The sequence below is a fragment of the Natronomonas gomsonensis genome, assembly GCF_013391635.1.
In the GTDB taxonomy this organism is placed as follows: domain Archaea; phylum Halobacteriota; class Halobacteria; order Halobacteriales; family Haloarculaceae; genus Natronomonas; species Natronomonas gomsonensis_A.
In genome coordinates, this window is sequence record NZ_JACAWU010000001.1 from 867,538 (window position 1) to 894,434 (window position 26,897).

The 26,897-nt window shown below is 65.8% G+C and carries 27 protein-coding genes; 8 read left to right on the forward strand and 19 right to left on the reverse strand.

Annotated elements, in window-relative coordinates; all coding sequences use genetic code 11:
* Positions 1-44: 44 nt before the first annotated feature.
* From HWX69_RS04555 to HWX69_RS04570, 4 genes are all read left to right on the forward strand, one after another.
* On the forward strand, positions 45-875 hold the full coding sequence (locus HWX69_RS04555) for a DUF7260 family protein (protein WP_178915913.1): 831 nt from the start codon (positions 45-47) through the stop codon (positions 873-875).
* Positions 876-1,241: 366 nt separating this feature from the next.
* On the forward strand, positions 1,242-2,318 hold the full coding sequence (locus tag HWX69_RS04560) for a M20 family metallopeptidase (protein WP_178915914.1): 1,077 nt from the start codon (positions 1,242-1,244) through the stop codon (positions 2,316-2,318).
* Between the two features lie 61 nt (positions 2,319-2,379).
* The gene (locus tag HWX69_RS04565) at positions 2,380-2,574 is read left to right on the forward strand and encodes a hypothetical protein (protein ID WP_178915915.1); all 195 of its coding nucleotides are present in this window, start codon (positions 2,380-2,382) and stop codon (positions 2,572-2,574) included.
* 61 nt (positions 2,575-2,635) lie between these two features.
* A complete protein-coding gene (locus HWX69_RS04570; RefSeq protein ID WP_178915916.1) occupies positions 2,636-4,135 on the forward strand; it encodes a carboxypeptidase M32 in 1,500 nt (499 codons plus the stop codon).
* On the opposite strand, the gene HWX69_RS04575 is transcribed toward HWX69_RS04570, so the two are convergent.
* The 4 genes from HWX69_RS04575 to HWX69_RS04590 all read right to left on the reverse strand — a co-directional run bounded on the left by HWX69_RS04575 (position 4,136) and on the right by HWX69_RS04590 (position 7,374).
* Positions 4,136-4,546, reverse strand: coding sequence for an RDD family protein (locus HWX69_RS04575; RefSeq protein ID WP_178915917.1), 411 nt, complete (start codon positions 4,544-4,546; stop codon positions 4,136-4,138).
* A gap of 82 nt (positions 4,547-4,628) precedes the next feature.
* A complete protein-coding gene (locus HWX69_RS04580; protein ID WP_178915918.1) occupies positions 4,629-6,056 on the reverse strand; it encodes a hypothetical protein in 1,428 nt (475 codons plus the stop codon).
* Complete coding sequence (locus tag HWX69_RS04585; protein WP_178915919.1) at positions 6,053-6,796, reverse strand: ABC transporter ATP-binding protein; 744 nt, start codon at positions 6,794-6,796, stop codon at positions 6,053-6,055. The genes HWX69_RS04580 and HWX69_RS04585 overlap by 4 nt, the downstream gene beginning before the upstream one ends.
* 68 nt (positions 6,797-6,864) lie before the next feature.
* Complete coding sequence (locus tag HWX69_RS04590) at positions 6,865-7,374, reverse strand: hypothetical protein (RefSeq protein ID WP_178915920.1); 510 nt, start codon at positions 7,372-7,374, stop codon at positions 6,865-6,867.
* A 125-nt stretch (positions 7,375-7,499) separates the two neighbouring features.
* On the opposite strand from HWX69_RS04590, the gene HWX69_RS04595 reads away from it, so the two are divergent.
* On the forward strand, positions 7,500-8,396 hold the full coding sequence (locus HWX69_RS04595; protein WP_178915921.1) for an oxidoreductase: 897 nt from the start codon (positions 7,500-7,502) through the stop codon (positions 8,394-8,396).
* Here HWX69_RS04595 and HWX69_RS04600 read toward each other — a convergent pair.
* Positions 8,387-10,882, reverse strand: a complete 2,496-nt coding sequence (locus HWX69_RS04600) for a glycoside hydrolase family 15 protein (RefSeq protein WP_178915922.1) — start codon at positions 10,880-10,882, stop codon at positions 8,387-8,389. The two genes, HWX69_RS04595 and HWX69_RS04600, sit on opposite strands and share 10 nt — an antisense overlap.
* Before the next feature lie 158 nt (positions 10,883-11,040).
* Here HWX69_RS04600 and HWX69_RS04605 point away from each other — a divergent pair, with 158 nt between their 5' ends.
* Positions 11,041-11,487 carry a peroxiredoxin gene (locus HWX69_RS04605; RefSeq protein WP_178915923.1) on the forward strand — a complete coding sequence of 149 codons (447 nt, stop codon included), beginning with the start codon at positions 11,041-11,043 and terminating at the stop codon, positions 11,485-11,487.
* Here HWX69_RS04605 and HWX69_RS04610 read toward each other — a convergent pair.
* The 5 genes from HWX69_RS04610 to HWX69_RS04630 form a co-directional block, all read right to left on the reverse strand.
* Positions 11,484-12,116: a DsbA family oxidoreductase gene (locus HWX69_RS04610; protein ID WP_178915924.1), complete on the reverse strand. Its 633-nt coding sequence runs from the start codon at positions 12,114-12,116 to the stop codon at positions 11,484-11,486. The genes HWX69_RS04605 and HWX69_RS04610 overlap by 4 nt on opposite strands.
* A 59-nt stretch (positions 12,117-12,175) precedes the next feature.
* Positions 12,176-13,267, reverse strand: a complete 1,092-nt coding sequence (locus HWX69_RS04615) for a TSUP family transporter (RefSeq protein ID WP_178915925.1) — start codon at positions 13,265-13,267, stop codon at positions 12,176-12,178.
* Positions 13,268-13,387: 120 nt separating this feature from the next.
* On the reverse strand, positions 13,388-14,368 hold the full coding sequence (gene corA, locus HWX69_RS04620) for a magnesium/cobalt transporter CorA (RefSeq protein ID WP_178915926.1): 981 nt from the start codon (positions 14,366-14,368) through the stop codon (positions 13,388-13,390).
* Positions 14,365-14,535 (reverse strand): hypothetical protein, encoded by a 171-nt coding sequence (locus HWX69_RS04625; RefSeq protein WP_178915927.1) that lies wholly within the window; start codon positions 14,533-14,535, stop codon positions 14,365-14,367. The genes corA and HWX69_RS04625 overlap by 4 nt, the downstream gene beginning before the upstream one ends.
* A 44-nt stretch (positions 14,536-14,579) precedes the next feature.
* Positions 14,580-15,338, reverse strand: a complete 759-nt coding sequence (locus HWX69_RS04630) for a CehA/McbA family metallohydrolase (protein WP_178915928.1) — start codon at positions 15,336-15,338, stop codon at positions 14,580-14,582.
* A gap of 80 nt (positions 15,339-15,418) precedes the next feature.
* Between HWX69_RS04630 and HWX69_RS04635 the strand changes: the two genes are divergently transcribed.
* Positions 15,419-16,618 (forward strand): potassium channel family protein, encoded by a 1,200-nt coding sequence (locus HWX69_RS04635; protein ID WP_178915929.1) that lies wholly within the window; start codon positions 15,419-15,421, stop codon positions 16,616-16,618.
* Between the two features lie 6 nt (positions 16,619-16,624).
* Here HWX69_RS04635 and HWX69_RS04640 read toward each other — a convergent pair whose 3' ends face one another.
* From HWX69_RS04640 to HWX69_RS04655, 4 genes are all read right to left on the reverse strand, one after another.
* Entirely contained in the window at positions 16,625-18,259 is a 1,635-nt protein-coding gene (locus tag HWX69_RS04640) for a sensor histidine kinase (protein WP_178915930.1), read from the reverse strand.
* Between the two features lie 117 nt (positions 18,260-18,376).
* The gene (locus HWX69_RS04645; protein ID WP_178916607.1) at positions 18,377-18,892 is read right to left on the reverse strand and encodes a magnesium transporter; all 516 of its coding nucleotides are present in this window, start codon (positions 18,890-18,892) and stop codon (positions 18,377-18,379) included.
* A 44-nt stretch (positions 18,893-18,936) separates the two neighbouring features.
* Positions 18,937-19,512, reverse strand: a complete 576-nt coding sequence (locus tag HWX69_RS04650; protein ID WP_178915931.1) for a magnesium transporter — start codon at positions 19,510-19,512, stop codon at positions 18,937-18,939.
* A gap of 54 nt (positions 19,513-19,566) precedes the next feature.
* Positions 19,567-19,863 carry a hypothetical protein gene (locus HWX69_RS04655; RefSeq protein ID WP_178915932.1) on the reverse strand — a complete coding sequence of 99 codons (297 nt, stop codon included), beginning with the start codon at positions 19,861-19,863 and terminating at the stop codon, positions 19,567-19,569.
* An 85-nt stretch (positions 19,864-19,948) separates the two neighbouring features.
* On the opposite strand from HWX69_RS04655, the gene mutS reads away from it, so the two are divergent.
* Complete coding sequence (gene mutS / locus HWX69_RS04660; protein ID WP_178915933.1) at positions 19,949-22,552, forward strand: DNA mismatch repair protein MutS; 2,604 nt, start codon at positions 19,949-19,951, stop codon at positions 22,550-22,552.
* Positions 22,553-22,563: 11 nt separating this feature from the next.
* On the opposite strand, the gene nucS is transcribed toward mutS, so the two are convergent.
* From nucS to HWX69_RS04685, 5 genes are all read right to left on the reverse strand, one after another.
* Positions 22,564-23,289 carry an endonuclease NucS gene (gene nucS / locus HWX69_RS04665; protein WP_178916608.1) on the reverse strand — a complete coding sequence of 242 codons (726 nt, stop codon included), beginning with the start codon at positions 23,287-23,289 and terminating at the stop codon, positions 22,564-22,566.
* A 61-nt stretch (positions 23,290-23,350) separates the two neighbouring features.
* A complete protein-coding gene (locus tag HWX69_RS04670; protein WP_178915934.1) occupies positions 23,351-23,887 on the reverse strand; it encodes a DUF6735 family protein in 537 nt (178 codons plus the stop codon).
* A 48-nt stretch (positions 23,888-23,935) separates the two neighbouring features.
* A complete protein-coding gene (locus HWX69_RS04675; RefSeq protein ID WP_178915935.1) occupies positions 23,936-25,756 on the reverse strand; it encodes an SLC13 family permease in 1,821 nt (606 codons plus the stop codon).
* A gap of 60 nt (positions 25,757-25,816) precedes the next feature.
* A complete protein-coding gene (locus HWX69_RS04680) occupies positions 25,817-25,999 on the reverse strand; it encodes an HVO_2922 family protein (RefSeq protein ID WP_178915936.1) in 183 nt (60 codons plus the stop codon).
* A gap of 219 nt (positions 26,000-26,218) precedes the next feature.
* Positions 26,219-26,809, reverse strand: coding sequence for a 50S ribosomal protein L15e (locus tag HWX69_RS04685; protein WP_156708930.1), 591 nt, complete (start codon positions 26,807-26,809; stop codon positions 26,219-26,221).
* Positions 26,810-26,897: the final 88 nt, after the last annotated feature.

The window sequence follows — 26,897 nt, forward strand, 5'->3', positions numbered from 1 at the left end:
CGACGGACGAGGAGACCACTCCACGACACACTCGATAGTCCCTCATGATGGACCGCACGACCACTCCGGAAGCGCCGTTCGAGGCGATGCAGCGGTGGCTCCGCATCGAACGCCGACAGACCGCCGCCGAACTGTCGGCGTTCGATGCGTTCATCGACCGACTCCAGGACGTTCCGACGGGTCGCGTGGCGTCGTCGTCGGGGCCATCGGCGTTGACTGAACGGTCCTCGGGAGGTGGGCTCGCGTCCGTCAGAGAGGCGTACCGCTCGACGGTGATGGACGTGCCACACTACGAGGAGGAGTACGGCAACGACTTCGCGGCGGACGTAACCGAGGAGTTCGGGTCGACTATCGCGACGATACTCGAACGCGGCGGCCCCCTCGACGTACAGACGAAGCGAACGCTCCTCGCGCTCGCGGTGGACTCGCGGTCGCGTCGGGTGACACTCCTCGACATCATCGATGCCGAGCGTGAATCCATCGAGGTGGCCGCCGAGTGCCTCCAGCCCATCGCCGAGGAACTGGACACAATGGCGGACGTGGAGTTTCGGGCCGAATCCTTCGGCTCGCTCGACGCCCATCGCGCCCGAATCGATACGCTAGTCGACCGGTGCGACGCCGCCGCCGAGAGCAGACAGAACGACCTCCGTCAACACCGAACCACGGCCGCGCTGTCGGAGAGTATCGCCGCCGTCCCTCTATACCTGTATCAGGGGCTCGAGTCGACGTTCCCGATCCTCTCCTTTATTGCTGCTCTCGGCGACCGAATCGACGCGATCCGATCGGACATCAGCCACGCGGCGAGCCATTACGAGGCCGACCGGGACTCGTATCTCGCGGGCGACACCGACACTCGCGGGCGAACTGAATCCTGATCCGATACCAAATACATATGGAAATTTATATGTATGCAAGTATTATACTACCTACTATTCTCAGTTTTTCGTATAGTCATAATCCGAAATAGAGCGGTGTTTTAGCGTACGAAAGCGTGATAAATAGCACTTCAAACTATAGGCTGGCAAATTTATTTTTCAATAAAAATTAGCGCTCGACTGAATATTATACTTGAACTTCGGACAAAACACGAACGAAAATATTGGGCTAGGGTAGAAAAAGAGTAATGTTATCAATTTTGTCAATCCTATATTTTTTATTACTATTAACCAAAACTATCAGAAGTTCTATGTTACAATTGGGCCTCCCCGAAACTCAAGCCGTCGCCGCTCGTCGGGAGGGGTATGGACGCCACGGAACTGACCCGGCGACTCGTCGAGACGTCGAGTCACGAAGACGAATCCGCGGTTGGTGATGTCCTCACGGCGTGGCTCCGTGACCACACCGACGCGGCAGTCGAACGCGACGGTTCCGGGAACGTCATCGCCAGACGAAACGTCGGTTCGGGGCCGTCGCTCGCGCTCGTCGGCCACCACGACGTGGTGCCGCCGGACGAGAGCCAACTCGTCGACGGAGAGTACGTCGTCGAGGAACGCGACGGCCGGCTCTACGGCCGCGGCAGCGCCGACATGAAGGGGAGTCTCGCGGCTGCGATGGTCGCCTTCGCGGAGGCCGACCCCGTAGGCGAACTAGTCTTCGCGTCCTTCGTCGGGGAGGAACAGGGCGGCGTCGGCTGTCGGGCGGCCATCGAGGAGGGGTTCGCGCCCGACTACGCCGTCGTCGGCGAGGGGTCGACCGGCTACTCCGCTGCCGGAGTTACGGACGTGGCCGTCGCCCACAAGGGTCGTCGCGGGTCGACGATTACCGCGGCGGGGACCGCCGCCCACGCCAGCGAACCCGAATCCGGCGAGAACGCCATCTACCGCGCTACCGACGCCGTCGATGTGGTCCGGACCCTCGACGCACCCGGAACGGATGTGTTGGGCCACCGTCTGGAGGGCAGCGTCGTCGTCACCGAAATCGACGGCGGCAGCGCGTGGAACGTCGTCCCCGAGCGCTGTACCGTCACCGTCGACGAGCGAACCGTTCCCGGCGAGCGCGCTGCGCTCGGGGACGTGGAATCAATCGACGGCGTCTCCTGGGCCGTCGAGCAGGACCTCCCGCCGATGGCCTGCGACGATGCCGACTTCGCCCTGGCGGTTCTCGATGCCGCCGACGCCGCCCAATCGGAGTCGCCCGAGCAGGTGGTCAAACCCCACGCCACCGACGCCGGCTGGCTCGCCGAGGCGGGTACCACCTGCGTCGTCTGTGGGGCGGCCGAACCCGGCGAGGCCCACACTGCCGACGAGAGCGTCTCGCTGGCGGTCGTCGAGCGGTGTGCCGACGTGTACCGGCGCGTCGCGGAGACGCCGCTCGAGTGATGGCTCCCGCCGCCTGAGAACTCGCGATAGGCTCTTTTCGGCGTGTGTCGTATCTGTATGCATGGCACTCAGACTGCTCCTCGCGTTCCTCGGGCTGCTCGAAGTAGCGTTCCCGAAACCGCTCGTCGACTTCTGGATGAACCTCGCGACCGAAGACGACGACGTGGAACTCCGGCCGTGGGTGTACACGGCGGCGCGTATCGAAGGCGTCCTCATCCTCCTGTACGTGCTGTGGCGCCGAAGGGACGGCGAGTGACCGACTGACCGCCTCGTCCGGTATCCGTGGCTTCTTGGCTTCGGGGGTCGCAGTATTTGCCATGGCGACGGACCAATCGAGCGTCCCCGAGGCCTACGACGACCTGCTGGCCGACTACCAGCGAGCGACGTATCTCGGCGACGCGAACATGGTGCTGAGTTGGGACCAGGAAGTAATGATGCCGGAGGGCGGGACACCCGCCCGCTCGAAGCAGCGCGGCGCGATATCGGCGGTCGCCCACGATATCCTCGTAGACGACGACGTGGCCGAAAACCTCGACACCCTCGAAGACGCCGACCTCCCCGCCGAGGAGGCCGCCGTCGTTCGGGAGATTCGACGACAACACGAGCGGAAGGCACGCGTCCCGACCGACCTCGTCACCGAAATCAGCGAGGCGACGAGCGACGCCCACCCCGTCTGGCAGGAAGCGAAGGCCAACGACGACTGGGACACCTTCGCGCCGACCGTCGAGCGCCTCCTGGAGCTCAAACGCGAGTACGCCGAACACATCGACCCCGACGCCGACCCCTACGAGGTGCTGTTCGCGGACTACGAACCGTACATCGACCTCGACACCGCCGAACGAGTCCTCGAGAACCTCCGTGAGCGCCTCGTCCCCCTCATCGACGAGATTCGCGACTCGGAGGTCGACCTCTACAGCGTCGACGGCACTTTCCCCGAAGACGAGCAGATGGACCTCGCCCGCGAGGCTCTCGAGACGCTCGGCTACGACTTCGAACACGGCCGCATCGACACCGCACCGCATCCCTTCTCCTCGGGGACGCAGTTCGACGCCCGCGTGACGACGCGTTTCGACGAGTCCGACCCGCTGGATTCGCTCGGCTCGACCATCCACGAGTTCGGCCACGCCACCTACACGCAGGGCCTCCGACAGGACGCCTACGGCTCGCCGCTCGGCGAACACCGCGGGCTGACCGTCCACGAGTCCCAATCGCGACTCTGGGAGAACCACGTCGGCCGCACCGAACCGTTCTGGGAACTGTTCGTCCCGCAGTTCAACGACCAGTACGGCACCGACCTCACCGCGCGACAGGCCTACGAGGCCGCAAACCAGGTGTACGAGGACAACCTCATCCGCGTCGAGGCCGACGAACTCACCTACCACCTCCACATCATCTTGCGGTTCGAAATCGAACGCGACCTGCTGGCCGGTGACCTCGACGTCGAAGAGGTTCCCGCCGTCTGGAACGACAAGATGGAGGAGTACCTCGGCGTCCGCCCCGACGCCGACGGCGAGGGCTGCCTACAGGATATCCACTGGAGTCACGGCTCCTTCGGCTACTTCCCGACCTACTCGTTGGGGAGCGTGCTGGCGGCACAACTGTACGACGCCGCGGCCTCCGACATCGGCGACCTCGACTCGCAGGTCCGCTCCGGCGAATTCGAGGCGCTCCACGAGTGGCTCACCGACAACGTCCACAGCCACGGCCAGCGCTACACCACCGACGACCTCGTCGAGGAGGCCACCGGCGAACCGTTCACCGCCGACTACTTCCTCGAATACGCGGAATCGAAGTTCGGCGACCTCTACGAACTGTAATCACCTCCTTGAAACGACGACCGTTCCCGAGAGGAGGTCGCCGACCCGTTGATTCTTGTTTGTGAACAGGATTACGAGCAGTCCAAACAGGTATCCCCCCGCTCCGTCGATGATTCGCAACAGGTTACGCAGCACGGCCTGTTCGAGTGACGGGACTCGACCATCCGAACGAAGGACGATTATTCCGAGTAGTTGCTTTCCCAGCGTCCGACCGTACAGCCACTCCGGAACGATGTAGTACGAAAAATATCCCACAAGGATTATAGATACGAAGACAGCCTCGGATTGGGTTCCGACGCCCAAAATTGCTGCAACCGTCGCCACCAGAGGAACCATCACCAGAAGGTCGATTACTGCGGCAATGATACGCTCGAAGAGGACCGCCGAATCCTGTTCTTTTGTGCCCTCCATAGATAATGTAACTCAACTCAATATATTAAATTTTTATCACTTACTCGTTCACTGCTCCCGGGCCGCCGATACAGGCTGTAGGTCAGTCCGTTCCGTCCAGCGCACGCCCTTCCCACCTCGTTCCGGCCCGCCGATACAGGCCGAGGCCCGCGATTCCGGACAGCGACGCGTAGCCGACGCTGCCCAACGCGAGGCCGGTCGGATACAGCGTGAATGCGATGGCGGCGACCACCAGCGGAATGAGGACGACCATCATCGAGAGCGTGAACGCGGCGAAGACGGGCGTGTCGAACAGCAGCTCGGTCGGTTCGAGACCGGCGACGTACGCCGTCACGCCGAAGACGTACAGACACAGCGGCGCGAAGACGGCGATGCCGACGGCCATCGTCCCGGTGCCGAAGACGACCGCACCCAACCCGAGGAAAGCCAACCCCGAGGGCAACGCGAGCAGACAGAAGCCGAGCAGTTTCGCCCGGAATACCGCCGACAGCGAGACGGGATGCCGCAGGTAAAACGCCGTATCGTCGAACTGACAGAGCCAGTTGTAGGTGGTAAACGAACCCAGCGCGAGGACGGCGGCGATGGTGAGTCCCGGTTCGGGTCGGACCGGAACCACGTCCGGCAGGAAGGCCAAGAGAACCGCAAGGACGGCGAACACCAGTCCCTGCGAGAAGACGACCTTCCAGAGGCCGCCCGAGGACCGAACCACGTCGAGAAGCGACTTCGCCAGCAGGCCCTGTTCGTCCGCGGCCCCCAGTTTCCGGTGGAGCCACCCGAAGCGGTTCGCGGCTGTTCGGGAGGGGGTTCGGCGGTCGAACCGGAAGGCGACGATGCCGAGGATGCCCAAGGCGACCGGAACCAGGAGACTGCCGGCGACGGTCAGCGGTCGGATGTCGGCCAGCAGGCCGTACGGGGTCAGCGCGAGCACGCGAGACCCATCGAGGAGGAGCGCGGCGACGACGGCGACGACCGCGGCGATGGAGGCCGTCCGCGAGCGCGTGTGGACGCCGACGAGTGCGAAACTCGCGGCTACGCCGAGGGCGAACATGCCGACGCTCGTGATGAACAACAGCGGCAGGCGAGCGGCAGGTACGTCGGCCATCACGACCAGCGGCACCAACCCGACGGTCAGCGGCAGCAGGAAGAGAACTGCGTAGTAGGCCACGTCCTTCACGAGGAAGGCGACGAGCAGTTTCTTCGGTTCGACGGGCAGAGTGCGCGCCGAGAACAGCAACAGCGTCGTCTCTCCCAGCAGGTCCTCGAGAGCGTCCCGGCCGACCAATCCGACGGTGCCGACCTGCAGACCGAGCGTGGCGACGACCAGATGGAGTCCGGCGATGAGCAGACCCGTGTCGGCGTTGGCGAGGGCGAAAAACGCGGCTGTGCCGGCGGCGACCGCGGCGACGAAGACGGGAAACATCGCGAAGCGCTTCCCGCCGAACATGCGGCCGTGGAGTCGCCACTCCTCCAGTGCCATCACCCGGAGCAGATAGGTGGTCGATAGCGTCATGGCGTGCGTTGGAGTTCCGCCTCCTGTACGTCGTCTTCGACCGACGCGAAGAACTGGTCGAGCAGCGCGTCGCCGTCCATCCCGCCGGGTCGGAGTTCCTCGAGCAGGCGACCGCGGTTCAGGATGCCAACCTGCGTACACACCTCGGCGGCCGTCTCGACGAAGTGCGTCGACAGAAACAGCGTGTTGCCGGCGTCGCGGTAGGTCTCGAAGAAGCGCTTGACCCGCTCCTGCATGATGGGGTCTAAGTTCGTCAGCGGTTCGTCGATGAAGACGACCCGCGGTTCGTGGAGGAACGCCTGCGTGATGAGTACCTTCTGTCGTTCGCCCTGCGAGAGGTCGGTACACAGCGTGTCGAGTTTGTGGGCGAACTCCAGTCGCTCCGCCCAGCGGTCGACCCGTTCGGTCAGCGTCGCCTCCTCGATATCGCGAGTGGCCGCAGCGAACTCGAAGTACTCACGCACCGTCAGAAAAGACGGCGGCCGGCCGCTCTCGGGGAGGATGCCGACGTGTCGCCGCGCTTCGACTGGCGTCTCGACGGGGTCGACGCCCGCGACGCGGGCCTCGCCGCTATCGGGGACGAGTTGGCCCGTCAGGATGTTGATGGTCGTCGATTTGCCGGCGCCGTTGGGGCCGAGAAACCCGTAGCACTCGCCGTCCTCGACGGTCAGCGACAGCGAATCAAGCGCCACCACGTCGCCGTATCGTTTCGACAACTCGCGCGTCCGAATGGCAGCCATTCGTTGCGGCTTCGATTCGAGGGGGCCTATACCCTGCGGCGGTTCAGTTCGGTGAGTCGGGTCGGCGCCTACGAGGGGCCGTTTGCGTGTTCGGGTGCGTTTCCGTCACCTTCGCCGTTCTCGCTTGGGTGGGATTCCTCGTCATCGCTCGGCTCGTCGCCGTCCTTGGTGGTGTCACCTTGGGAGGCCTCGAGCGGACAGGGGTTCTCCGCGGACGGTTCGAGGCCGAGTTCACAGGTGAAGCCGACTGTCGCCGACTCGTTGCCGGCAGTCACGACGAAGGTGTCGCCGAAGGCGGAGGACCGCTCCTCGAGGCTGTCGTCGTTGAAGCCGTCGTACTCGACGCTCGTCGGGCCGGCGTCGAGTTCGCCGCCCTTGTCGCAGTCGTGGTCGGTCACCGCACCGGTACAGACGACGCTCCCGTCGCCGCCCTCGCTGCCGGCGTCGACGGCGATGTCGACATCGATTGTCGTTCCCTCGGTCGGGTCTTCCGCGGCGGCGCCGACGCCGACGAAGGCGACGGCTGCGAGACACAACACCGCGGTCAAAAGCAGCACTCGTGTACGGTTCGGTCGCATGGGATGCCTTGGCTTCTCCCCACAGATTTGCGTTCTGCCGCCGATGTACGGTTGTATAAATATTCAACCGAGTTCTCGTTGAACGATGACCGAACACGTATGCCGCTCCCGCCGGTTCGACCAGTATGTCGAACTGGACGCGCGAGGATATGCCGGAGTTGTCCGGTCGAACTGTCGTCGTAACGGGAGCCAACAGCGGCCTCGGCCTCGAAGCCACCCGCGCCTTCGCCCGAAAGGGTGCTCACGTGGTGATGGCCTGCCGGAACGTCGAATCGGCTGCGGACGCACGCGAGGAGGTCCCCGGCGCGTCGCTGACCGTCGAGGAACTCGACCTCGCGGACCTCGATTCGGTTCGGGCATTCGCCGACACCGCCGCCGACCTCGGTCACATCGATGTCTTGTGTAACAACGCCGGCGTGATGGCGATTCCGCGCAGCGAAACGGCCGACGGCTTCGAGACGCAGTTCGGGGTCAACCACCTCGGCCACTTCGCACTGACCGGCCTGTTGCTCGACTCCCTCCGGGAGGCGCCCGACCCACGGGTCGTCACCCAGTCCAGCGGCATCCACGCGAACGGGAAAATCGACTTCGAGAACCTCCACGGCACCGACGACTACGACAAGTGGGGCGCCTACGCCCAGAGCAAACTCGCGAACCTGCTTTTCGCCTACGAACTCGACCGCCGCTACGACGAACTGACGAGCGTCGGCTGTCACCCCGGCTACGCGGCGACGAACCTCCAGCGTCGCGGCCCCGAGCAGGAGGGGTCCCGTCTCAAACTCGCAGCGATGACAGTCGCAAACCGCATCATCGCCCAGCCGGCCGAAGCGGGTGCCCTGCCGATGCTGTACGCCGCCACCGCCGAGGACATCGAGGGCAGCGACTACGTCGGCCCCGGCGGCTTCAAGAACATGCGCGGCGCGCCCGAGACCCAACGCTCCAGTAAGCGTTCCTACGACGAGGACACCGCTGAACGGCTGTGGTCGGTTTCCGAGGAACTGACGGGTGTCCGCTACGACTGACTTGGGGCGTTTCGCTCCCGAAGTGCCTCGATGACGCCGCCCAGCGAATCGGCGTCGAACTCGAGTCCCTCCGGCGGCCAGGCCTCCAGTGCCGCCAGGTAGAACAGGCTCTGCTCCCAGACGTGGGGCTGTGAGACGGCGGAGACGATTTCCCGTTCGCCGTCGTCGTTCTCCTCGGCCATCCACACCTCCCCGAGGACGTGTGTCCCCTCGGTGGCGTGTTCGGTCGCGACCCACCGGAGCCCATCCCGAACGTCGTCTATGCTCCCCGGCCCCTCTTGGCGTCGAGCCTTCGCCAGAGCGAGCAGCCCCTTCGACTCGTAGAGCCCCCCGTCGCGTTCGCCCGCTTCGGGCTCGGCGAAGGTGGTCTCCAGTTCCGCCCATTCCCGGTCGAGGGTGTTCTCGATACGTGGATGGTCGAGCGTTCCGTCTCCCGACCCGACCTCGGGCCGGTAGCCGACGGGCCACACCGTCTCGGCGAAGGTGAACCCGGCTTTCGCGCCGTAGCCGGTGGCCTCGTCGTAACACTCCGTCTCGATGCCCTCGGCGAGTTCGTTCCGGCGGACCGTCCACCGGGTCCGGTCCTCGCCTCGACCGAGCGCGTCGGCGGCCTTCCGCGCGCTGTCGAGGCCCAGCCAGACGGTGAGAGCGCCGACGGCGGTCTGTTGTGGCATCGGCCGGTCGTCCTCCCAGGCCGGACAGTGGAGGCCGGTTTCGGGGTCCGCACAGTCGACGAGGTAGTCGGCTGCCCGCTTGATGGCCGGATACACCTCCCGGAGATACGCCTCGTTGCCGGTGGCGTCGTAGTGGTCCCACAGCGTCCAGATGCCGTAACCCGTCTCGTCGATTTCGTACGGTATCGGCCCGCCGGGGACGCCGTCGGCGTAGTAGTTCATCGCCCAGTTGCCCGGCGGCACGAGGTCGGGTAGTTGCGGGTTCTCGACGGATTGTTGATTCTCGACGTAGAAGCGGTTGTGCTTCTCGACCCAATCGTGGCGGCCGATGGCCTCCAGCAGGTGATTGAAGTACGCTCCGTCGCGAGGCCAGTCCTCGCCGTAGGGCGACTGCGTGGCGATGGAAGCGACGATGGTGCCCGAGTCGGGGTCGTACGTCGTCGCCAGCGTCACCAGCGCACGCCGACACAGCGCGAGGATATCCTCGTCGTCGGTGTCGGGCATCGGCGCGTTCGACAGGACTCCTTCGAGCCACGCCCGCTTCTCGGCTCGAATCGCGGCCGGGTCTCGCTCTCGCGCCGACCCGAGGCGTTCGCCGACGGCGGCGGCGTTGGACCCGGCGGCGAAGTACACCGTCGCAGTCGCCGTATCGCCCTCGAAGGACAGAACCCGGGAGAGGACGCCCGTCGTCTGTCCGAGGTAACTGTCGTTGCCGGCCAACTCGACGGACTCGCTGGCATCGAGATAGGCGTCGCGAGCAAGGGCGTTCCCGTACGTCGCCTCCCGGAGGCCACCGACGGCGCCGGTCAGCGGGCCGCTTTCGGGCACCTCCTCCAGCCCCTCGAATACCGCGCTCCCGGCATCGAGGGCGACCTCGTCGGGCGTCGAGGCGGACTCGAAGGCGTCGCCACCGACCTGGTGGTCGGTGCTCGGTTCCCGAAAGCCCATGCCGACGGCGACGCTTGCTTGCTCGCCCGTCGAGACGTCGACACCCTGCCTGGCGTGGACGATGGCGTCAACAGCGCGGTCGTAGGTGGCGAAATCCGCATTACCCTCCTCCAGACACGCGTCGGTCACCGGCAGGAAGGGGAGTTTCGAGACGTTCAACGAGAGGTTCTCGAAGGCGAGGAGGCGTGCTTTCTCGACCGGCGAATCGTCGTCCCGTTCGACGGTCACGTCCCTGACCAACACGTCCTCGTCAGCGTCGACGACGTCCTCGACGGTGACGGTCAGTCCGAAGCGGTCCGAACGGTGTTCGGTCACCACCACGTCGGTCAGTCCCTCGGGGTGGTGTTGGGTCGTCTCCCACTCCCGAAGCCACGCCGTCTCCGTTCCCTCTGCTGTCTCGACCGCGAGGCCGAGAAACGCACCCTCGTTTGGGGCCGCGCCGTAGTGGTCGGCGCTTCGGTCCTCCGTGAAGTACTTCACGTGGTCGTAGTACGACGGGTTGGGCCACTTACACACCGTCATCGTCCCGCGGTCGTTGAACGCCACGGCCAATCCGCCGTTTGCCGTCTGGGCGTTCACGTCCGTCGGGCCGTAGATTTCGCGGTCGGCGTTCGGGTAGACACACTGCTCGATTCCGGGGAACGTCTCGATGTTCCGTCGGAGGGTCTCGCTGAACTCGTCCTGATAATCGAGGACGTACCGCGGCCCCCGTGCTGCTTGTGTGTCCGCCCGCCGTAGCGCGTCGTTCGTCGCCCCGTCCGTCCCTACCACGGTGCCGGCGCCAGTCAGCCCCACACCGGCCCCCGCTGCCGCCGCCCGTAGAAGCGTCCGTCGGTGGATGCTCGTTCGTTCGTCGTCTACCATACCGTCCCACGCGTACTGTTCGACCAATGTGTTACGCCGTCTATGTGTGGAGAGTTATACGAGAGAACTTGAACCGGGTTCATGGTTTCTTCCCTGGCGGGACGAGATGTCGCGTCCGCGACCCGAACGCGTTTACCGACGGCTCTCGAACGGCCGCTATGCTCGAACCCGGCGATTCGGCACCGGCAGTCAGCGCACCGAACCAACACGGCGAGTCGGTCTCTCCCGACTTCGAGGAGCCGACGGTGGTGTACTTTTACCCGAAGGACTTCACCGGCGGCTGTACCATCGAGGCCAACGACTTTCAGGACGCCCTCCCGGAGTTCCGCGACTCCGGCATCACCGTCTACGGCGTCTCGATGGACGATGTCGATACCCACGCCGACTTCGCCGACGAGGAGGGCATCGACTTCGAGTTGCTCGCCGACACCGACGGCGCGGTCGCCGAGGCGTTCGGACTCGACACTTCCGAGGGCTATACGGACCGATTGACGTTCGTCCTCGCCGGCGGCGAGGTCGTCGCCATCTACGACCCCGAGATGGCCGACCCCTCCGGGCACGCACGCGAGGTGCTGACCGAGACGCGCGAGAAATACGTCAGTTAGACGCCTTCGACGAGTCGCTTCAGTTGCTCCGGCGGCACCGCACCGCGAGCGGCGTGATTATCGTAGACGAACGTCGGAACACCCGTGATGCCGCGCTGTTGGGCGGCTTCGAAGGCCGACTCCAGTTCTGCCTCGCTCGATTCGTCGTCGAGGACCGATTCGACGTACCTCTCTGGTAGCCCCGCCTCGGTAGCGACGTCTTCGAGCACATCGCCATCGCCGATGTCGCGGCCATCCTCCCACAGCGCATCGAAGACGCCGCGGTGGAACGCCTCGAAGGCCTCGGGGTGGTCCTCGCGGGCACGGAACCCGACTCGCTGGGCGTCGTAGGAGTCGACGTCCTTGACGAGTTCCTGCGTCATCTCGGCGTCGTATCGGTCGGCGAGTCGGCGGACGTTCTTTTTGGCTTCCTCGAAGTACGAATCGTCCTTTCCGTCGTCGACGGAGTGGTCGATGGTCCCATCGGGGCGGCGCTTGCTGGCGCGCAAATCGAAGGGGTGCCAGTCGGTTTCGAGTGGTTCCTCGCGTTCCTCGCGGTACTGGTCGAAGGAGGCGTAGCCGAGATAGCAGAACGGACAGACGTAGTCGGCGTACACCGTGACGGCTTCCGTAGGCTGGGTTTCGCTCATGGGAGTACTGGACGTTCCACGGACAAAAGCCCGGGCCTCGCGGCGGGAGCGGCCGCGGCCTACAGCACTGCCTGCCCGACGAGGACGAACAGCGCGGTCGCGATGACCGCGAAGATGAACGCGACGAAGTGCTTCAGCGTGTCCGTATCGAGGGCGGCGGCGACGTAGGGGGCGATTTGGCCGCCGAGCACCGTCGCCGGAACGGTAAAGACGACCATGTTCCACGGTGTCAACGCGAGGTTCATGCTGTGGCCGCCGACCAACCCACCGCCGAAGACGTGCGTCAGCGACGCGATGATTGCCGTCGTCGCGACGACGATGTGGTTGGTGCCGATTGCGACGCGGACCGGAATCGACGACCGGAGCATCGAGACGATGCCGATTTCGCCGATACCGAAGCCGGCCAGCCCCTGAAAGACGCCGCCGAAGCCGTAGACGCCGAACCGTTCGAGGTAGCCGCCGCGGTCGTAGCGGTAGTCGTTGCCGTCGCGGTCGACGCGGGTGACGTGGCCCTCGTCGCTGGTGGTGACGCCAGCGGGGCCGAGTTTCGCCGCGTCGTTCGGGAGCGTGCCGGTGGTGCCGCCGTCGGTTGCGGCCTGCGGTTCGGCATCAGCACCCGGCTCTTCGTGGCCGACATCTGCCTTGAACAGGATGTACGACGACAGTATCAGAAGCACCGCCAGAAGGAACTGGAACAGCGCTTCGGGAATGAAAAACGACAGGAAGGCACCGCCGATAACGAACGGCAGCGCGCCGGCGACGAGTGAGGCGGCGAGTCGGCGGTCGACCAGCCCATAAGAAATGAACGCTAGGGCGGAACTGGAGAGGCCGAACGACTCGCTAATGAGGCCAACCTTGACGATTGTTTCGGCATCCAGCGGGTGGGCCAACACCGGGAAGATGAAGATGAGAAACGGCACGAACAGCGCCGCACCGCTGATGCCGACGGTGTTGACGATGGTAGCACCCAGAAGGAAGAAGGGGAACAGCCACCAGTACTCGAGCCAGTAGTCGGCTCCGGGGTTCGCGGCCTCGGTCGGCGCCGCCGCGTAGACGAAGGCGACGAACAACACCGGCGCGATGAACACGAGGACGTGCTGATACTTCAGAAACCTCTTGACGACTGAATCTTGGGACAACGAGCGGGTCACTGGAGTTGCCGACGGTGGGGGACATGAATATAAAAAAGCGACGTTATAATTCGACCTCCGTGTTGCGGTTTGACGCACGAACTCTCCTGAAAAATTAGGGGGAATTCGTTCGCCGCGGACTTAGACGTAGCCGCGCTCGCGGAACGCCCACACCATCACGAGGCCGACCAGCGCCATCCCGAGCATCACCGCGGGATAGCCGAACGTCCAGCCCAACTCCGGCATGTTGTAGGGGCCGCCACTGAAGTTCATCCCGTAGACGCCGGCGATGAACGTCAGCGGGAGGAAGACGGTTGCGATGACCGTCAGCACCTTCATCACCTCGTTGCTGGACTGTGAGAGGGTGTTGAGGTAGATGTCGCGGGCGCCGGAGACGAGGTCACGGTAGGTCTCGACGAGGTCGACGACGTGGACGAGGTGGTCGTACACGTCCCGGAAGTACTTCTCGGTCGCCTCGCCGACGTAGTCGGGGTCGCCGCGGGCCAGCACCGACAGCGCCTCCCGGGTCGGCCACGCCAGTTTCCGAAACGACAGCAGGTCCCGCCGAACGGTGTTGATAGCCTCTAACACCTCAATATCCGTCGTCGTGAGCACCTCCTCCTCGATGGCCTCGATGCCGTCCCCGATGCGGTCCAGGAGTGTGAAGTACTCGTCGACGACGACGTCGATAATCCGGTAGGCGGTGAAGTCGGGGCCACGCTGGAGGAGTCGTTCGTCCCCCCGGCTGACCGCGTTCCACACCCGGCCGATGGGGTCGTCCGTACGCGGCGCCAGCGTGAGAACCCAGTCGGTACCGAAGAACACCCCGACGGGGTCCTCGCTGACCTCCTCTTCGAACGTCGTCTCCCCACGGGTCAACTCCGCGGTTTTGACGAGGACAAACGTGTACGCCGAGAACTCCTCGGTTTTCGGCCGCACCTCGTTGACCACGTCGTCGATGGCGAGCCGGTGGATGTCGAAGGCGTCGGCGACGGCCGCGATTTCGTCGTCGTCGGCTTCGTGAACTCGCACCCACGTCGTCCCCTCGGCGGCTTTCGCCGCCGCGAGGTCGTCGTACTCCTCGATACCTGTCTCGCTGTAGACGACGGCGCTGACGGTCACTGTCTCCCTCCCGCCGCCGAGGGTGGTCTGACCACCAGCAACGTAATTCCGACCATCAGCGCCGTCAGCGCGAACGACCGGCCCGGATAGGGAGAGGCGATACCGGCGACGTACCCCGCCGCCCCGACGACCACGAGCAGCGGTCCGAGGGCCGCGAGTGAATCCATACCACGCCCCTCTCGGCGGCCGACCAAAAGCGTTCCTCAGCCCCTCACAGGAAGGGCACCGCAGTCGTCACAGCCCACTGTGCGCCGTTGGAACTCTTCTTGGCCGCCGTCTTGGCGCCCCACGCGGTTTTCCGTCCGGCCGCCTTGGCGTAGTGGCCGGTAGAGCGTTTCAGCGACGCTCGTTGTCCCTGGATGGCGGTGTCGCCCGACCGAATGGCCGCGACCACGTCGTCGCTCTCGATGTCTGCGACGGGCTGGTCGACGCGGATTTCGGTGTAGGCGCGCCCGACGGTCAGAAGCGAGTGGGCGTCGCTGCCGCCGACCGACGGGTAGCCGTAGCGACGGGCGTACCGCCGCGCACGGCGGTTTCGGTAGCCGGTGAACAGCCACGCGTTGAACGTCTCGATCGCGTCGGGGTCGAGCCGTTTCAGTCGGCGTTTACGGATGCCGTGGCGGGTTCGCTGGAAGGGGTGTGGAACGACTGCGACGCCGCCCAACTCGCGGACCTCCTCGATAGTTTCGCCCATCGGCCGGCCACGTTCGGGGAGTTCCTCGATGCCGATGCCCAGCAGGTGGCCGTGGGCCGTCGATATTTCGGCGCCGGGAATGCCGACGAGCCCGTACTCGCGGGCGCGCTCGGCCGCTTCGAGCGAGGCATCGATGACGTCGTGGTCGGTGATGACCACGGCGTCGAGGTCGATGTCGGCGGCGTGTTCCAGTATCAGCTCCACCGGCTCGTGGCCGTCGTATGAGGCCTCGCTGTGGACGTGGAGGTCCACCTCGAGGTTCGTTGGCCCACTCATCACCGTCCGTTCGTGCTCGACGGATAAAAACGCGCTGACGGCGCAACAACCCTTTTGTCGCCCCGTCCGTATTGCGCCGTATGGCAGGTTTCGAGGGGTCGCCGCCGAAGACCGTCGCGTACGAGCCGGTCAGCGTCAAGGAGCTGTTGGTCGAGATGAAGGACACCTCGGAACTCCTCATCGACCTCGCGTACTCGGCGGTGTTGCACGGCAGCGAGGACATCGCCCGCGAGGTGCTGGCCCTCGAAGAGAAGATGGACGTACTGCAGCTGCGCGTCCGGATGAGCCTCCTGATGGCGGCCCGCAATCCCGACGAAGTCGAGGCGCTGGCACCGGTTCTCGGCCTCGCCGCGGGCGCCGACCGAATCAGCGACGCCGCCGGCGATATCGCCAAAATCGTCCTCGAAGACATCGGCCTGCCCGAGGCGATGCGGGCGGCGCTGCCGGAGGCCATCGAGACGCTCGTCCGCGGCACCGTCGTCACGGACTCCCCGTACGCCGACCGGACGCTCTTGGACATCAACCTCGAAAGCGAGACGGGCGTCCGCGTCATCGCCATCCACCGCGGCGACGACTGGATACTCAATCCCGGCCCGGAGACGACCATCACGGCCGAGGACCGCCTCATCCTGCGCGGGCCGGAACGAACCGTCGGCGAGGTGTACGAAGCAGTAACGGGCGAGGACTACGACGCTCCCGAACCGCCCGAATCCGAGGTCGACGACCTCGAACGCGCCGTCGACTCCATCGTCCTGATGAAGAACCTCTCGGAGTTGGCCGTCGACCTCGCCTACGGCAGCATCCTCTTCGACAACGAGGACCTCGCGGCCGAAGTCCGCAACCTCGAAGTCGAGGTCGACGCCCTTCGCTCGCGGTTCGAGGCGTGGCTGTTGCGGGCGGCCGCCGACGCCGACGACCCCGTCGCCTTGCGCGGCCTCATCCACCTCGGCGTCTCGACCGAGGTCATCAGCGACGCCGCCCTCGACATCAGCGGGGGCGTCCTCCGTGGGCTGTCGGTCCACCCCGTCGTCGAACTCGCAGTCCAGGAATCCGACGAGATACTCACCCGCGTCGTCGTCGGCGAGGGCAGCGACCTCGACGGCGAACGCGTCGCAGACGGCGTTCCAGCGGCGGAACTCGGGATGAACGTCCTCGCCATCCGGCGCGGGGAGGACTGGATGCTCGCTCCCGACGCCGACGCGACGCTCCGAGCCGGCGACGTCATCATCGCGAAAGGGACGCGAACGTCGTCGGGTGAGTTCGAGGAACTGGCGGCCTGAGGGCGGTCAGGAGCGAACTCCCGTCACTTCGAATCGAGCGCCGCCATCGGCGGACTCCTTGACCGTTATCTCCCAGCCGTGGCCCTCGACGATGGTTTCGACGATGGCGAGTCCGAGGCCGGACCCACCTTTCCCGGAGACGCCCCACTCGAAGGCCTGCTCGCGGAGGTCCGGGGCAATTCCGGGGCCGTCGTCTTCGACGTAAAACCCCGTCCCGTCGTCGAGACTACCAACGGTGACGACCACGTCCGGACCGGCGTGTTCCACACTGTTCCGAAAGAGGTTCTCCAGCGCCTGTTGCAGCCGGTCGGGGTCGGCCTCGCATGTCGCGTCGCTCTCGATTCGGAGTTCGCCGTCGTCGTCGACAGTCTCCCACGCTCGCTCGGCTATCGACGACAGCGATACGGGCTGGCGGTCGTCGATGTCGTCGCCGGCCCGCGCCAGCGTCAACACGTCCTCGATGAGCCGTCCCATTCGGTCGAGGGCGTCGGCGGCCGCCGTCAGGTTCTCGCTTTCTGTGGCTCGCGCTTCCTGCTCCAACTCGACGCGCCCATAGGCGACGGACAGCGGGTTCCGGAGGTCGTGGGAGACGACGCTCGCGAACCGACCGAGGCGTTCGTTCTGCCGTTCGATTTCCCGACGGTACCGTTCCGTCTGGGTCACGTCGGTGAACAACAGCACCCTGCCGACGCGGGTGTTGCCGAACGTGAAGGGGTTCGTGGCGACCATGTAGTACCGCGACTCGCCGTCGCGTGACAACTCGAGGAGGGTCTCGCCGGAGGCCAACCGGTCGGCGACGGCGGGGAGCGCCTCCTCCAGCGGTTCGCCGACCGCGTCGTCGAGATTCGGGAACAGCTGATGCGCCGGGGCGTTGCTGTCGCGTATCTCGTCGTCCTCGTCGAGGAAGACGACCGGGCTGTCCACGTTGCCGGCCAACCGGACGGTCTGGAACCGCTCGAAGAACAGAAACAGCGTCCCGACCGCGAACAGGGCGACGCCAATCGGTTCGTACGTCATATCGATGAACCGCGGGCTGGCGGTGCCGACGATATCGAAGACGAGCGGCAACCCGGTAAGCCCCACGAGCACCGCCAGCGGCCGCGTGTCGTGACCGACCTGTGTGAACAACTCGAACAGCATGAAGAAGCCGACGGCGCTGAGCGCGTAGGCCAGCCCCATCGATACCCAGTGCAGAACCGAGTGTTCGACGGCCAGATGGGGAAACGGCGTCGGCGTCGGCGTGGCGGTGAAGTAGAGCCCGTGAATCGGGTTCGTGAGTTTCAGGCCGACGACGAAGACGAAGACGGCGATGGCGGCCCGCCTGTAGGTCGCGTCCTCGTGGAGGCTCCGACCGGTGTAGGCCGAACAGAAGTACAGCCACGCGCCGACGGCAGCGAAGCCGACCGTGAGACCGACGAGATACGCCGCGAGGCTGAGGCGTGTCGAAGGCGCAAGCAGGTAGACGACGTGTGCGGCCGCCCACCCGCCGCTCAACAGGAGGACCCACTCGAGTCCTCGTCTGGTGTCGGCGTCGTCGATGCGCCTCGCTCGGCGGAGACTGACGAAACACGCAACCGCGGCGAGGCCGAAGGCGACGACGTAGACGGCGCGTGACGGGCTACCGGAGAGGAGTGAGTCCATAATCGGTTGAGATACTGCGTTCGGGTACGGCTCTTGCAGACTGAATTGCCGGTTCTTTCGACGGCCGGATGTTGCCTCTTTCGGTTCGCCTGAACAGGGTGGCGGCTTCCGAGGGGCCTACAGCACCGCGATGGCGACCGCCGAGAGGACGACCACGCCGAGGATGTCACAGACGTTCGTGACGACCGGAATCGTCGTGTCGTCGGGGTCCAGTCCCTGCTGGTAGGACACGTACGTCGCGGCGACCGAGAGGATGACCGCCAGGACGGCCAACAGCATCCCGCTCCCGACCGAGATGACGAGCAGGTCGGCCAGCGCCATCGGCTCGGCGACGAGTCGGCCGAGTCCCCACGCCGCGACGCCGAGGGCGCTGAACACCGTCGCCGCCAACAACATGATGGCGGCGATGCTCGTCCACAACTGCTCGTCGCGCGCGGAGAACTCCAGGGTCCCGAGGTGGAGTCGGGTCGAGAGCCGCGAGGAGAGAATCGCGCCGAGGTTGCCACCCATCCCTATCATCACGGGGACGAGAATCAGCAGCGTCGGGTTGTCGAGATACGTCGCCTCCAGCGATTCCAGTACGTATCCCGACCCCATCTCCAGTACCGACAGCGCGATTAAAATCGGAAACATCGTGGCGACGATGGTTCGGAACCGCCACGTCCCGAGGTCGTCGCTCACAGCACCACCTCAACGACGACGATGGCGACGTAGAGGAACACGACGCCGAAGACGTCACCGAGCATCGTCACGATGGGGCCGATGAGGTTGTCGGGGTCGTAGCCGGATTCGTAACTCCCGAAGACCAAAACAAGCAGACCGAAGACGAGAACGACCGAGGTGAGCACGCCGGCGAGGAAGGTGATGCCGACCAACTCCGCGAGGCGAGCGGATTCCCGGCCTAGCGCCCGGAGAATCCCCCACGAGAGGAAGCCGATGAGCACCGAGACGCCGATGCCGTTGACGAAGGATGCGGCGACGGCGTTCACTAGGCGCTCGTCGAACTCGAATTCGGGGTCGATGAGCCCCTGGTGGAGCCCCGAGGAGATGCGGGCACCGAAGGCGCCGTAGACGTTGCCGCGGGTGGCGAGAAACGCGGGCAACAGCAACAGCAACCCCGGAAAGTCGGCGAACCCGGCTCGCATCGCGTCGCTACCCAACACTAATCCGGCGAAGAGGCCGCCGAGGAGGCTGACGCCGAGAATGCCGATGGACTCTCGGTAGATGCGCCAAACCTCTCGGCGGGCGTCCATACCGTGGTTGTGTGGCGGTTCGGGGATAAAAGCTACTTTCGGGGCGCCTGCGGGTTACCGCCCGAGCAGTCGGAGGAGGAAGTCGACGACCAACACGACACCGAGGGCACCGGCCACCTGCACCGTCGGGCCGACCGCCGTCTGCGTGCCGAGACCGACGACCAGAACGGCGAAGGCGACGACGCCCAACTCGATGCGTCGGACGGGGAGGTCGAGGTCGATGTCGTGTTCGACGTCGATGGTGGTGTTGCCCGTCACGTCGACGTTGTGGTCCATGTCCTCGCCGATGAACTCGCTGGGGGCGAACAGTTTTGGGTCGATGAGCGGTCGCTGGTCGTCGTCGTCGGCCATGCGTGGTCGTTCCGTGGCGGCGGTAAATAACTCGTGGCTGTCGGGTCTCCGTTGAGTATTTGCGTTCGGAGGGATACCCCGAGATATGGACGAGGCGCTGGGGCCGCCGCCCGCGATGGCCGAGAAGGCCGAGGAGTTGACGCCGATGCTGTCGCAGTACCTGGAGTTGTGTGAGCGCTACGACGACGCGCTCGTGCTGTTTCAGGTCGGGGACTTCTACGAGACGTTCTGTGAAGCCGCCGAGGCGACCGCCCGCATCCTCGAAATCACGCTCACTCAACGCGAGGACTCGACGGGCACGTATCCGATGGCGGGAATCCCCATCGATTCGGCGGAGTCCTACATCGAGACGCTGCTGGAGGCCGGCTACCGCGTCGCCGTCGCCGACCAGGTACAGGAACCCGAGGAGACCTCGGGACTGGTCGACCGCGCCGTGACCCGGGTGGTGACGCCCGGGACGCTGACGGAAACCGAACTGCTCGCCGACGCCGACAACAACTTCGTCGCCTGCCTGACCGAGGGGTACGGCCTCGCCCTACTCGACGTGTCGACGGGCGATTTCTTCGCGACGCAGCTCGACCGTCTCGAGGCCGTCGAGGACGAACTCGAGCGGTTCGACCCCGCCGAGGCCGTCGTCGGCCCCGAGGCGCCGACCGACCCCTTCGACTCGGGGTGTATGGTGACGCCCTACGAGCGCTCGGCGTTCGACCTCGCGACCGCCCGCGGAAAAGTCGAGTCGTACTTCGGGTCGACCTCGCTGGCCTCCGAGGCGGAAGTTCGGGCCTGCGGTGCGCTGTTGGCCTACGCCGAGTACGCCCGCGGCGTGAGTACCGACGGCGACCTCGAAGAACTGGACTACATCAACCACCTCACGCGCTACGACCCCCGTGAGTACATGCTGTTGGACGCCGTCGCGTTGCGCTCACTGGAGGTGTTCGAACCGAGGCACGTCCACGGACTAGAGGGGGCGGCACTGGTGGAGACCCTCGACGAGACGGCGAGCGCGCTGGGCGGCCGAAAACTCCGCGATTGGCTCCGCCGACCGCTGTTGGACGAAGCGCGCATCGACGACCGCCTCGACGCGGTCGAGGCGCTTCTCGCCCGTGTCGGCGAGCGCGAACGCGCAAGCGAGTTACTCGCCAAGACCTACGACCTCGAACGGCTGGTCGCCCGTGTCTCTCGGGGTCGGGCGGACGCCCGCGATTTGCGGGCGCTGGAGGCGACGCTGTCGGAGGTGCCCGACCTCGAAGAGTGCATCGCCGAGGCGACCGCCGACAGCGCGAAACTCGCCGACATCGAGGCGCGTCTCGACGACTGCCCCGACGTTCGGACCCTCATCGACCGCGCCATCGCGGAGTCGCCACCCATCGAAATCACCGAGGGTGGCGTCATCCACGAGGGGTACGACGAGACGCTGGACGACCTCCGGGCGACCGAACGCGAGGGAAAGGCGTGGATAGACGACCTCGAAGCCGACGAGCGCGAGCGGACGGGCATCGACTCGCTCAGCGTCGGTCACAACTCCGTCCACGGCTACTACATCGAGGTGACGAACCCGAACCTCGATAGGGTGCCGGAGGACTACCAGCGCCGACAGACGCTGAAGAACTCCGAGCGGTTCGTCACGCCCGAGTTGAAACAGCGGGAGGACGAAATCGTCCACGCCGAGGCCCGCGCCGACGAACGAGAGTACGACCTCTTCCGGGAGGTTCGAAGCGAAGTGGCGGAGGCGACCGAACGGATACAGGAGACTGCCAGCGCCGTCGCGGAACTCGACGCGCTGTGTTCGCTGTCGACCGTCGCCGCCCAGTACGACTACGCGCGGCCGACGGTCGGCGCCGACGGCGTCTTCATCGAGGGCGGTCGCCACCCCGTCGTCGAGCGGACCGAGGAGGCGTTCGTCCCCAATCCGACCGAACTGCCCCGAGAGCGCCCGATGGCAGTCATCACCGGGCCGAACATGTCCGGTAAATCGACCTACATGCGGCAGGTGGCGCTACTGTCGGTGTTGGCACAGGTCGGCAGTTTCGTCCCCGCCCGCAGCGCCGAGGTGCCGATAGTCGACCGGGTGTTCACTCGCGTCGGCGCCTCCGACGACATCGCCGGCGGCCGCTCGACGTTCATGGTCGAGATGACGGAATTGGCGGCCATCCTCGAAGAGGCCGACGAGGATTCGCTGGTCGTTCTAGACGAGGTCGGCCGCGGCACCTCGACGACCGACGGCTACGCCATCGCCCAGGCGGCAACCGAGTACCTCCACGACGAGGTGGGCGCTTACACCCTGTTCGCGACGCATCACCACGAACTGACCGGGGTTGCCGCCGACCTCCCGCGGGCGCGCAACTACCACTTCTCGGCCGACCGGACGCCCGACGGCGTCGCCTTCGAACACGACCTCCGTGCGGGTGCGGCGACGGCATCCTACGGCGTCGAAGTCGCCGAAACTGCGGGCGTTCCCGACCCCGTCGTCGAGCGGGCCGCGGCGCTGTTAGCCGAGGAAACGAACGCCGTCGTCGGCCAGGAAGACACCCTTATTTCGGGTCGAACGCCTTCCACCGCGGATGCCTCGACCGACGGCGGCGAACTCCCCGAAGAACTGCTGGCGGAACTCCGGGCGGTCGACCTCGCGGATACGACGCCGCTGGAGGCGCTCAACCTGCTGTCTCGGTTGCAGAAGCGAGTTGAGTGATTCACACTGTGTTATTCGCCCTGCGGTGTCAGCGAGACGAACTCCAACCCCTCCTCAGCGAGCAGCGCCTCGGCGCGTTCGGTGACGGAGGGGGCGACGAGAATCCCCCGTATGTCGGCGTCGGCGTGGAGGTCCCGCTGCAGCGCCTCGACGTAGCGGGAGAGTTGTCCCACCGCGTCGGGGCCGACACGCCGCCGTTTCAACTCCAAGACGACGGTTCGACCGTCGCGGTCCTCGCCGTAGACGTCGACGGCGCCGGCCGGCGTCTCGCGTTCGGTCACCAGCGGTCTGAACCCCGACTCGACCAGTTCCGGCGAGGCGAGAATTCGCTCTTTGAGGTCTGCCTCGGTGCCGACCACGTCGAGGGATTCCGGGTCGGAGACGGCGAAGGCGGCGGCGTGGGCGACCGACGAAAAGCGGACGACCAGCGACTCCTCGGGCGAACTGCGGTGGCTCTCGACGACAAGGTCGCCGTCGTCAGTTCGACAACTGTGCGCACAGCCCGGCGGTTGCCAGTTGACGGGCTGTTGGCCCTCGTCCGTGTGGACCAACGCGGCGCCGTCGGGTTTCAGCATGACGTGACGGTCGCCCAACCCCAACTCCGAGGCGGCACGGCCCTCGTAATCGACGGTACAGCGTCCGAACAGCGTGACGAGCGCACCGTGGTCGACGCCGTCGCTGGCGAGTTCGGCGGCCTCCGCCGCCGTCGGATTCAGGCGGGTTCGAACGCCGTCGATCGGGTGGGTCGCTTCGACGGCCTCGTCGTCTCTCACGCCACGAGGTAGCGCCCTCTGGCGCTTAAACGCCGCGCTCGTCGTCGAGATACACCACCGTCCCGCGCTCGGGGTCGAGCCACCGGAGCGCGCCCACGACGGTGCCGTCCGTATCCCGGGCGGCGCGGGCCCCGGCGAGCCATCCGCGGAGATAGGTGGCGTCGCTCTCGCCGTCGTAGCCGACGAGGGCGGCGCTCGTCCGACACCCCTCGTCGTCCGGCCGTCGGAGCGCGAAGACGAGGTAGGTTCGAACCGAGAAATCGCTCGATACGACGTACAGCGCCTCGTGTTCGACCGGGTCGATGCGGTCACACACGTCCGCAAAGGACAGTCCCGTCGCGATGGGGTCGGAGTCGACGGCGGTCCGGCGGCGCTCGGTCAACTCCCCGCCTTCGATTCGCCCGGGGTCGATGAGGTCCGTCGCGGCGGCCTGCGCCCAGTCGTCGTCCGGCGGCCCGCCGAAGGGTGTCTCCGGGGTGATTCGCTCGGGGTCGGCACCCCAGTGTGCCTCGTGGAGGTCGTAGCCGTCGCGGTCGTAGGCGACGAGCGTTCGGTGGCCCATGGGCGCCGTGGCCGCGGCATCCGATTTGAATCGTCGGGTCCGGTCGTGTCAGGCCGGCCGGAGGCCGAAGACGACCGCGATGGCGGCGGCGGTGACGACCGACAGCAACAACTGCAGCGGCGCGCCGACGCGGACGAAGTCGGTGAAGCGGTAGCCACCGGGACCGTACACCATCAGGTTCGTCTGGTAGCCGACGGGGGTCATGAAGGCCGTCGAGGCGGCGAACATCGTCGCAAGCAGGAAGGCGTAGCGACTCGCGCCGATGCGGGCGGCGGCGTCGACGGCGACGGGCAACAGCAGAACGACGCTCGCGACTGGCGTGATGAGGTTCGCCAACAGCCCCGTCAGCAGGTAGACGACGACCACGACGGCGAAGAGCGGCAATAGCGTCGCGCTCTCGACGATGGCGCTTGCGACGAGTGCGTCGCCGCCGGTGTTCCGCAGCGCCGCCCCCAGCGGGATGACGCCCGCCAACAGGAAGACGACGTTCCAGGAGACGGCGTCGTAGGCCTCCGAAGGCCGGAGACACCCCGTCGCGACCAACGCGACGATGCCGGCCAGTGCCGTGATGACGATGGGGTAGTAGCCGAGGGCGGCGACGGCGACGACGGCAGCCAGCGTCGCCACGACGATGGGCGTCTTCGCGGACAGCGACGGGGTTTTCAGCTGTTTCGTCCCCGGTTCGGCGTCGTCGACGTCGGTCGCCAGCAGTCCCTCTGCGTCTTCGAGGTGTTCGAGTCCCGCCTCGGTCGTCCGGACGAAGAGGGTGTCGCCGGCCGACAGCGTCACCTCGTCGAGTCCCGACCGGAACGTCTCGCTTCCGCGACGAACCGCCAGCACCGTCGCGGCGTAGCGGTCGCCCAACCGGAGCTCCGCGAGGGACTTCCCCCGAGCGCGGGCCTCGGCGGGGACGACCAGTTCGGCGATAATCGCTTCGGTCGGTGCCGAGAGGTCCGCGTCGGTCACCGACTCGCGGTGGAGTTGCCGGAGTTCGAGGCGCTCGGCGACGGCGTTGGTCGCCTGCAGCGTCCCCCGGACGACGAGTTCGTCGTCGGGTTCGATGGTCCGGCCGTCGCCAGCGGTTTCGTCGTCCCGAATCAACTGGACGACGGTCACGTCGGCCTCGGCGTCGGCGAATGCCTCGGTGACCGGTCGGCCGACCAGCGGGGACGCCGACCGCACTCGGAGCCGCGAGAGGTGGTCTTCGAGGTCGTACGTTTCCGTGAGGTCGCCGCTGATGGGTATCCGTGCTGGGGTCAGGCGGTAGCCGACGGTCAGCAGATACGCCGCGCCGACGAGGAAGACGATGATGCCGACGGGCGTGAACTCGAACATCGAAAGCGGCTCGCCGAGGCGCTGTCTGGCCACGTCGCTCGCCAGCAGGTTCGTCGCGGTTCCGACGAGCGTCAGCGTCCCGCCCAGCATGGCGGCGTACGACAGCGGCAACAGCAACTTCGACGGCGAGACCCCCGCCCGCTCGGCCAGTCCCGATATCATCGGGATGAACACCGCGACCACCGGCGTGTTGTTGATGAACCCGGCGGTGAGGCCGGTCGTGCCGATGGTCGCACCGAGCAACTGTCGTTCGTCTCCGTGGGTGAGCCGTCCCAACGCGAGACCGAGGCGGTCGACGAGCCCCGTCTTTTCGACCCCGGCGCTGAGGACGTACATCGCGACGATGGTAATCGTCGCGGGGCTGGCGAACCCCTGTAGTGCGGCGGCCGTGTCGACGCCGGTGTACGGTTCGAGGACGACCAAGGAAACGAGGACGCCGATGGCGGTGATGTCGGTCGGGAGCGTTTCGGTGACGAAGAAGGCGAGTGCCACCGCTATCAGCCCGAAGACGACGAGCGTGTCGACGCTGACCATTCGGATTACTGTGGTTTCTGGGCGGTCCCGTCGAGTTCGGAGGGTGCCTTGCTCATCGGTTCACTTCCGCTCGATGTCCGCGTCCGGTGCGTTCTGTTTGACGCTCTCGATGCCCTGTTTGGCTTTCTGTGGGCTGGCGTAGCCCTCGCCGGAATCGGCGATGATGTTCCCGTTGTCGTGAACGAGCCGCCAGCGGTACTGGCCCGCTTCGTCCTCGTATAGCTCGAACGTCGCGCCGCTCACTGTTTTTCGACCTCCGTGTTGCCCGTCAGTTGCTTCAGTGCCATGGATTGACATCGACCGGCTGGAATGATAAAACCTCACCAGCCGTGCTTCGCCCTCCGAAGGATACTCTGGGTTGAGGTGTGTGGCGGCTATCGTCCAGTGGCGCCGAGAGCCTGTCCTCGGAGGCGCCGCTCGACGGGTGAGAGCGGTCGAAAGAACGGGGCGAAACTGGGGTCGTTACTTGCCGCGTTTGTCGTTGGCGCGGATGCTCGGACGCACCTTCTCGGCACCCGTCCCACGGTTCTGCTGGCCGCGACCGCGCTGGCCGGCGGAGGTGCGGCCTCGGTAGGCCCGACCTTTGTGGCTGTCGTCACAGATCCAGTTCAGGTCGTCGTCGTTCTGAATCGCGCCGTGTTCGGGGTCCAGCAGGATGACTTCGAACCACTTCTGGGAGCCATCCTCACCGACCCAGTAGGAGTTCAGCACACGCAGGTTGCGGTAGCGTCGACTCGAGCGCTCCTCGGCGATGCGCTGGAGGTTCTTCCGGCGGGTAATCTTGTTGACACCCTGTCGCTTCGAGCGACGGCCGGCCTTGAACCGCTGTTTGCGGGCGCTGCCCTTCCGGACCGACACCCGGGCGACGACGACGCCCTGTTTGGCCTTGTAGCCGAGCGAGCGGGCTCGGTCGAGGCGGGTCGGTCGTTCGACGCGTTCGATTGCGCCCTGGTCGCGCCAGTCCTGTTGGCGCTGCCACTGTAGTTCCGCGAGCTTTCCTTCCTTCGGCGTTTTCCACGCCTCCCGAATGTGGGAGTAGAAGCTTCGTGCCATATGTGTTCACCACGGGCGTTGCGTGGTTCAATTCCCGCCGCGGCCACCCGCGGGGGGAATCACATCCCGACCTGCGTAGACAGGTGCC

Bases quoted from the DNA above. Each gene is read 5' to 3' on its own strand.
- HWX69_RS04555 (WP_178915913.1), top strand. From the start codon at position 45: ATGATGGACCGCACGACCACTCCGGAAGCGCCGTTCGAGGCGATGCAG.
- HWX69_RS04560 (WP_178915914.1), top strand. From the start codon at position 1,242: ATGGACGCCACGGAACTGACCCGGCGACTCGTCGAGACGTCGAGTCAC.
- HWX69_RS04565 (WP_178915915.1), top strand. From the start codon at position 2,380: ATGGCACTCAGACTGCTCCTCGCGTTCCTCGGGCTGCTCGAAGTAGCG.
- HWX69_RS04570 (WP_178915916.1), top strand. From the start codon at position 2,636: ATGGCGACGGACCAATCGAGCGTCCCCGAGGCCTACGACGACCTGCTG.
- HWX69_RS04575 (WP_178915917.1), bottom strand. From the start codon at position 4,546: ATGGAGGGCACAAAAGAACAGGATTCGGCGGTCCTCTTCGAGCGTATC.
- HWX69_RS04580 (WP_178915918.1), bottom strand. From the start codon at position 6,056: ATGACGCTATCGACCACCTATCTGCTCCGGGTGATGGCACTGGAGGAG.
- HWX69_RS04585 (WP_178915919.1), bottom strand. From the start codon at position 6,796: ATGGCTGCCATTCGGACGCGCGAGTTGTCGAAACGATACGGCGACGTG.
- HWX69_RS04590 (WP_178915920.1), bottom strand. From the start codon at position 7,374: ATGCGACCGAACCGTACACGAGTGCTGCTTTTGACCGCGGTGTTGTGT.
- HWX69_RS04595 (WP_178915921.1), top strand. From the start codon at position 7,500: ATGTCGAACTGGACGCGCGAGGATATGCCGGAGTTGTCCGGTCGAACT.
- HWX69_RS04600 (WP_178915922.1), bottom strand. From the start codon at position 10,882: ATGGTAGACGACGAACGAACGAGCATCCACCGACGGACGCTTCTACGG.
- HWX69_RS04605 (WP_178915923.1), top strand. From the start codon at position 11,041: ATGCTCGAACCCGGCGATTCGGCACCGGCAGTCAGCGCACCGAACCAA.
- HWX69_RS04610 (WP_178915924.1), bottom strand. From the start codon at position 12,116: ATGAGCGAAACCCAGCCTACGGAAGCCGTCACGGTGTACGCCGACTAC.
- HWX69_RS04625 (WP_178915927.1), bottom strand. From the start codon at position 14,535: ATGGATTCACTCGCGGCCCTCGGACCGCTGCTCGTGGTCGTCGGGGCG.
- HWX69_RS04630 (WP_178915928.1), bottom strand. From the start codon at position 15,338: ATGAGTGGGCCAACGAACCTCGAGGTGGACCTCCACGTCCACAGCGAG.
- HWX69_RS04635 (WP_178915929.1), top strand. From the start codon at position 15,419: ATGGCAGGTTTCGAGGGGTCGCCGCCGAAGACCGTCGCGTACGAGCCG.
- HWX69_RS04640 (WP_178915930.1), bottom strand. From the start codon at position 18,259: ATGGACTCACTCCTCTCCGGTAGCCCGTCACGCGCCGTCTACGTCGTC.
- HWX69_RS04645 (WP_178916607.1), bottom strand. From the start codon at position 18,892: ATGTTTCCGATTTTAATCGCGCTGTCGGTACTGGAGATGGGGTCGGGA.
- HWX69_RS04650 (WP_178915931.1), bottom strand. From the start codon at position 19,512: ATGGACGCCCGCCGAGAGGTTTGGCGCATCTACCGAGAGTCCATCGGC.
- HWX69_RS04655 (WP_178915932.1), bottom strand. From the start codon at position 19,863: ATGGCCGACGACGACGACCAGCGACCGCTCATCGACCCAAAACTGTTC.
- mutS (WP_178915933.1), top strand. From the start codon at position 19,949: ATGGACGAGGCGCTGGGGCCGCCGCCCGCGATGGCCGAGAAGGCCGAG.
- HWX69_RS04670 (WP_178915934.1), bottom strand. From the start codon at position 23,887: ATGGGCCACCGAACGCTCGTCGCCTACGACCGCGACGGCTACGACCTC.
- HWX69_RS04675 (WP_178915935.1), bottom strand. From the start codon at position 25,756: ATGGTCAGCGTCGACACGCTCGTCGTCTTCGGGCTGATAGCGGTGGCA.
- HWX69_RS04685 (WP_156708930.1), bottom strand. From the start codon at position 26,809: ATGGCACGAAGCTTCTACTCCCACATTCGGGAGGCGTGGAAAACGCCG.